Below are 6,593 nucleotides of genomic sequence, written 5' to 3' on the forward strand. Positions count from 1 at the left end.
CCGTCTCAAGGACTGGCGTCGCCTCGCCACCCGCTTCGATCGCAACATCAAAAACTTCATGGGTGCCGTCGCTCTCGCCGCAGCCGTCATCTGGTGGCTCTAGTGAGTCCGGACCCTAGTTACTAATTATTTATCAAAAAAAATCTGCACGAACAGATTCGGATAATACGTATAGTCAAGGGTATACAATTTCTGCGACAATACCCATACTGTGCCAAATTCCTATTCGCGCATATTGAACCCTCAGAATGCGTGCAAAATCCCCGAGAAGTCGCCCATGAATTCGAGCCATCCCTTTGCGCACGCCTCGTCGGGGTTCGACGGCACCTCCGGCAGGATTATCGCGATCGGCGCGTCGGCCGGCGGACTGGATGCCTGCCGCATCCTGCTTGAGGCCATGCCGTCGGGTGGCGGCAACACTTTCATTCTCGTCCAGCATCTCGATCCCGTCCACGAGAGCCTGCTGGCCGAACTCCTCTCCCGCCACACCCCCATGACGGTCATCCAAGCCAGGGACGGCCAGAAGCTGGAGCCGGATCATCTCTTCATCATTCCGCCCGGCCGCTACATGGGCGTGCAAGCCGACACGATACGCCTCACCACGCCGCCCGACCGCCGCGGCACGCGCATGCCCTTCGACTTCCTCCTGCAGGCCCTCGCCGCGGAATACGGCGCGCGTGCGACGGCAGTGGTCCTGTCCGGCACCGGGACGGATGGCAGCATCGGCATCGGACTCATCCGCGCGGCGGGCGGCCGGGTCTATGTCCAGGATCCGGACGAAGCCGACTATGACGGGATGCCGAAGAGCGCGATCGCTTCAGGAATGGCTGAACACGTCATGCCGCTGGCGGCAATCGCTGGGGCCTTGCACCGGCCGCCGCCCGCCAGGGACGACGCTAGGCCGCCCTCGAAGGAGGCGACCGTCGACAGGATCCTCACCATGCTCCGCGAAACGGCGGGCAAGGATTTCGCCCTCTACAAGCAGGGAACGCTGCTTCGCCGGATGGAACGGCGTATGGCCATGGCAGGGATCGCCTCCTCCGACACGGCACGCTACCTGGACGTCCTTAAACAAAACCCGCTTGAACTGTCCTAGCTTGCCACCGACATCCTGATCAATGTGACGAACTTCTTCCGCGACCCCGAGGTTTTCGAGCGGTTGCGCGCGACGATCGTGCCCGAACTCGTCAAGAACCATCCGCCCGGGCGCACGCTGCGCCTGTGGGTCGCAGGGTGCAGCACCGGCGAGGAGGCCTATTCGCTCGGCATGATCGTCCAGGAGTGCATTTCGCAGGCCAGACGCGACATCCAGATGCAGATCTTCGCCTCCGATGCGGACGAGGCGGCGGTCGCCTTCGCGCGCGACGGCTTCTATCCGCTCGCGATCAACGCGGACGTCTCGCCCGAGCGGCTGCAACGCTTCTTCACCCAGGAGGAACACGGCTACCGGATCGCTTCGGAGCTTCGCTCGTCCGTCATTTTCGCGGTCCAGAACGTCCTCAGCGATCCGCCCTTTTCCAACGTCGACTTCATCTCCTGCCGTAACCTGCTGATCTATCTCGGCCCGGAGGCGCAGGCAAAGGTCATCGCGCTCTGCCACTTCGCCCTCAACGAAAACGGCATCCTGCTGCTCGGCAATACGGAAACGGTGGGCACGGCGACCAACCGCTTCGATGTACTCGACAAGTCAGCAAGGATCTTCCGCCGCAAGGGACAGCGCGGCCGCTATGGCTTTGCCATCAACGCAACGGACAATGTCCGGGTGCCGGCGCAGCAGGGGCAGGCGCCGAGCCGACAGGCCGCGCTCGCCGATCTCTGCCGCCGCATGGTTCTCGACACGTATGCCCCGGCCACGGTGCTGATCAACCGCAAACACGAGTATCTCTATTCGCTTGGCCCCGTACAGCGCTACCTGCGCATCGCCCAGGGCTATCCGAGCCAGGATCTCTTCACAATGACGCCGCGCAGCGTGCACACCAAGCTCCGCTCGGCGCTCCACCGCGCCCGGCAGGAGCACGCCCGCATCGTGGCGACCGGCCTTTACCACGATGCGGACGACACCCTGTCGCGCTACGAGATTGCGGTTCAGCCCGTCGTCAGCGACGGCGAAGACCTGTTTCTCGTCAGCTTCCTCGACACCGCCCAGCCACCTGAAGCCGGTGAGCGTCCCGAAGATGCCACCCCCGACGATCGGTCCGGCGCCCTGGAGCGGGAGCTGGCCACCACACGCACGGAACTGCAGGCGGCGATCCGGGACCTGGAAAATGCGGCGGAAGAGCAGAAGGCGATCAATGCGGAGACGCTCTCGCTCAACGAGGAATATCAATCCGCCAATGAGGAACTGCTGACCTCCAAGGAGGAGCTGCAATCGTTGAACGAGGAGCTGACCGCCCTCAACGCCCAGCTTCACGAAGCGCTGGAACGCCAGCGCGCGACGGCAAACGACCTCGAAAACGTGCTGTACAGCACCGACGTCGCGACGATCTTCCTCGATCCCGGATTGAACATCCGTTACTTCACACCGGCGACGCGCTCGATCTTCAACGTCATCATGGGCGACATCGGCCGGCCGCTGGTAGACCTCAACGCGCGCGTGCCCGACGCGACCCTGCTCGGCGACGCCTCCGCCATCTTGAATGGTAGCGCCACCCGGGAGCGCGAGGTCAGGACAGGAAACGGCACCTGGTACATGCGCCGGGTCATGCCGTACCGAACCCAGGAAGAGGGCATGGAAGGCGTGGTGATCACCTTTGCCGACGTGACCTCCCAGCATCGTGCCCACGAAGCGCTCGACCGGGCGAAGCAGGCGGCCGAACGCGCCAATGCGGCAAAATCCCGTTTCCTCGCCGCGGCAAGCCACGACTTGCGCCAGCCGTTGCAATCGCTGGTCCTGCTTCAGGGCCTTCTGGAACAATCGGTGGAAGGCGAGCAGGCCCGGAAGCTGGTCAGAAGCTTCGGCGATACGCTCGGCTCCATGTCCGGAATGCTGAACGCCCTCCTCGATATCAACCAGATAGAGGCCGGCACGGTCCAACCGCGTATCATTACGTGCCCCGTGAATGACGTGCTGCAGCGGCTGGCCGACGAATTCGGCTACAGCGCCGCGGAGAAGGGCCTGCGCCTGCGCTTCGTGCCTTCCAGCCTGCTGGTGCGCACCGATCCCCGCCTTCTGGAGCAGATTGTTCGCAACCTTTTGGCGAACGCACTCAAGTACACCCGGCAAGGCAAGATCCTGCTCGGCTGTCGGCGACACAAGGATGCACTCGCCATCGAGGTCTGGGACAGCGGCGTCGGCATTCCATCCCAAGAGCTCCAGGCGATTTTCGACGAGTACCACCAGGCCGCCGGCGAAGAGGCGGACCTTGGCCTCGGCCTCGGCCTTTCCATCGTCAAGCGCCTCAACATGTTGCTGGGCCACGAGATCGAGGTCCGTTCCGTTCCGGGTAAGGGCTCGGTCTTCTTGCTCCGTGTCGCGCTCGGGCGGCAGGAGCGGCAGGAGGACCGGCCGCCGATCGAGCAAAACACGCAGGCGCCCCCTTTGCGCGGCACCGTGCTCCTCATCGAGGACGACCAGAAGGTCCGCAGCCTGATCGAGATCGCGCTCCGCGACGAACATCACCTGGTCTACGCCGCAGACAGCAGCGCGGCGGCGATCGAGCTCGTTTCCAGCGGCATGGTGGTACCAGCGCTCATCCTGGCGGACTACAACCTGCCGAATGAGCTGAACGGCCTCGACGTCACCAAAAACCTTCGTGCGCTTCTCGGCCGCAGCATTCCCGCGATCGTTCTGACGGGAGACATCAGGGCGGAGACGTTGCGCATCCTTTCGGCCGAGAACTGCCTGCACATGCCGAAACCGGTAAGTCTGGGCGAACTCCTGAAGGCGATCCAGCTTCTGCTGCGCACCGGCAGGATCGAGCCCCATGGCGAGCGGCAGGGCGAGCCGCAGGCGCCGCCCCCCGGTGCGCCGGCGATCTATGTCATCGACGACGACGATACGACACGCGAGGCGCTGCGCGAGAGCCTGGAGGCCGACGGGCGCAGGGTACTGGCGTTTTCCGACGGGGAAACCTTTCTCGCAGCCTTCAACGACGCGTTGCCCGGGTGCCTCGTCGCGGACGTCAAGCTGCCGGGAATAAGCGGTCTGGACGTACTGCGGGCGCTGAGCGACCGGGGGGCCACGCTGCCAACGGTCATGATCACCGGCGCCGGCGACGTCGCGACCGCGGTCCTGGCGATGAAGGCGGGCGCTTCCGATTTCATCGAGAAACCGATCGGGCCTTCCGAGCTGCTGGCAAGCGTTTCCCGGGCACTGGAGTCCAACCGCGACAAGGGCGAGCAGGCCGCCCGGCAGCAGGAGGCGAAGACCCGTATGGCGCGCCTGACGGAGCGCCAGCGGGAAGTCCTGGACCGGGTGCTCGCCGGCGAACCCAGCAAGGTGATCGCAATGGATCTGGGCGTCAGCCAGCGAACGGTCGAAGTGCACCGGGCCGCGATCATGCGGCGACTTCAGGTCGGCTCCCTGCCTGCCCTCGCACGGCTGGTGGTGTTGGCGGAAAGCGGGGAAGTGGCAAGCAAGGGGTAGGCCTCTATCCTACGCTCGACAATCGGGGCTGTTCGGGCGCCGGACACCACCTTTGCCGCACCTCAACCTGATCCGCGCGACGGTTGCGCCGCAATTGATCTGTTGCCAAGACCGGGGAACGGGTCCAGTGTCTTCGTTCCAGCAGCCATCTCACGGGCGCTGCTGTTTGAGGGTTGAATACCCTAGCCCCAAAGCGAGGAGGACATCATGTCTTCCGTATTCCACTACACCAGGAAGTTAAGTTACGCGGACATCGCCGGCTACGCCGTATCGGCGGCAAGTCTTGCGATGGTCGTCTACATTCTGATCGAGCGATGGTTATGGTGATCCTTGTCTTCAAGGGTGCGCGGTCGGCTGCAAGCCGGCAACGAACCGTTCTGCGGCAAATCTTCAAGGACGCCGATTACCAGACGGAAAACCTGTCGGCCGGGGTCGGCACGGAACATGGCGAAGCGCGCAATCTCATCCGCCTCATCAAGGGCGTGACGATCGGCGCCGAGAAGTATCCCCTGTCGCAAAACGCCCGGTACAAAAACCGCAACCTCGACCTCGATGTCTGGGGAAACGAGGGCGCCTCGGCAAGGCGGAGCCCCGAAGACTAAAGGGCCGGTTCAGCCGGCGCACTTCGTCGGCCGTCGTTGGCGCAATGGGAAAGCAGCATCGAAATGACCGAAAGAACCACGGAAACCGAAATCACATTCATGCATCCGTTCAACCTGAAAGCCCTCGAGGAGCCGTTGGAAGCCGGAACCTACCGCCTCGTCGTCGACGAAGAGCTGATCGAGGGCCTCAGCTTCGCAGCGTATCGGCGGATGGGCACGCACCTCGAGATTCCCGCAATCGCGGTGGGGATGGCGAGGCGCCAGTTCCTGCAGGTATCGACGGCGGAAATCGCCGAGGCATTGGCGCGGGATGCGCCACAGACAGAAAACGGCCCGCGCTTCATTCCGGAAAGATACCTGAGTTTTACGACGTCAGCGAAGCCAAGCGCGCCAGAGAGCCGAACCGGTAAGTGTCAGCCCGACCCTGCATCGGAGCAGACGATTGAGGAAGCAAACATCCCGATAGCCGACTCATCGGGGACCGCTGAGGAGCGTTTCCGCAATCGGCGGCCTTCAACCCATCCCTCGGTTCTGGGGCACGGAAGCGCCTCCTTCCGGGTTTTCGTTGCCGTTCAGCATTCCTAACCCCTGGCGAAAGGCTCCGGCAATGGCTTCGAACTTAACGCTCTGCCAGCGGGCATAGTCCTGCAGCAGGACGGGGGAGACGTAGAGATCGCCCTGATTGCCGGGAAAGCTCCAGACTGTTGATTTGCACTGATGGGTTGGATGCCCCTCCCACCGGCATCGCAGTGTGCCAAGATGGTGATGCGTTACGTCACCCACAGAGGAGGAGGCATCGATGGAGGAAGTTAGCATCGTCGGCGTCGACCTTGCAAAGCAGGTTTTCCAGGTTCACGGCGCAGCATCGGATGGCCGGGTTTTGTTTCGTAAGAAGCTCTCGCGTCTTCAGTTTCCAAAATTCATGGCGACACTGCCCCCTTGCGTAGTCGCGATGGAGGCCTGCGGCACAGCCCATTATTGGGGGCGCGAGTTGGCAGGGCTCGGCCATGACGTTCGGCTGATCCCGCCGGTTTATGTAAAGGCTTTCGTCAAGCGCCAGAAGAACGATGCTGCCGATGCTGAGGCTGTTGCAGAAGCTGCGATGCGGCCGACCATGCGGACGGTCGCTGTGAAGACGTCAAATCAGCAAGCTCGGGCAATGCTATTCCGAACTCGCGATCTTCTTGTCGGCCAACGAACGCAGATGGTGAACGCTCTGCGCGGAGATCTTGCGGAACATGGTGTCATTGTGGGCAAAGGACTGGGCAATGTGGAGCGCCTTTCAACCCTAGGGTCCGGACTCACTAGAGCCACCAGATGACGGCTGCGGCGAGAGCGACGGCACCCATGAAGTTTTTGATGTTGCGATCGAAGCGGGTGGCGAGGCGACGCCAGTCCTTGAGACG

The 6,593-nt window shown here is 62.9% G+C and carries 3 protein-coding genes and 4 pseudogenes; 6 read left to right on the top strand and 1 reads right to left on the bottom strand.

What is annotated here, in order from left to right; genetic code table 11:
* The 6 genes and pseudogenes from P9A16_RS35185 to P9A16_RS35210 form a co-directional block, all read left to right on the top strand.
* Positions 1 to 103: pseudogene (locus P9A16_RS35185) on the top strand (IS5/IS1182 family transposase); the annotation flags it as partial.
* A gap of 174 nt (positions 104 to 277) precedes the next feature.
* Positions 278 to 1,096: a chemotaxis protein CheB gene (locus P9A16_RS35190; RefSeq protein ID WP_272790528.1), complete on the top strand. Its 819-nt coding sequence runs from the start codon at positions 278 to 280 to the stop codon at positions 1,094 to 1,096.
* Positions 1,097 to 1,120: 24 nt separating this feature from the next.
* Positions 1,121 to 4,585 (top strand): CheR family methyltransferase, encoded by a 3,465-nt coding sequence (locus P9A16_RS35195; protein ID WP_272790527.1) that lies wholly within the window; start codon positions 1,121 to 1,123, stop codon positions 4,583 to 4,585.
* Between the two features lie 320 nt (positions 4,586 to 4,905).
* A complete protein-coding gene (locus P9A16_RS35200; protein WP_245462387.1) occupies positions 4,906 to 5,187 on the top strand; it encodes a hypothetical protein in 282 nt (93 codons plus the stop codon).
* 63 nt (positions 5,188 to 5,250) lie between these two features.
* A pseudogene (locus P9A16_RS35205) lies at positions 5,251 to 5,535 on the top strand (hypothetical protein); the annotation flags it as partial.
* A 451-nt stretch (positions 5,536 to 5,986) separates the two neighbouring features.
* A pseudogene (locus tag P9A16_RS35210) lies at positions 5,987 to 6,469 on the top strand (IS110 family transposase); the annotation flags it as partial.
* 22 nt (positions 6,470 to 6,491) lie between these two features.
* Here the strand turns inward: P9A16_RS35210 and P9A16_RS35215 are convergent.
* Positions 6,492 to 6,593: pseudogene (locus P9A16_RS35215) on the bottom strand (IS5/IS1182 family transposase); the annotation flags it as partial.

It is taken from the genome of Shinella sp. 838 (assembly GCF_029623935.1).
GTDB lineage: Bacteria > Pseudomonadota > Alphaproteobacteria > Rhizobiales > Rhizobiaceae > Shinella.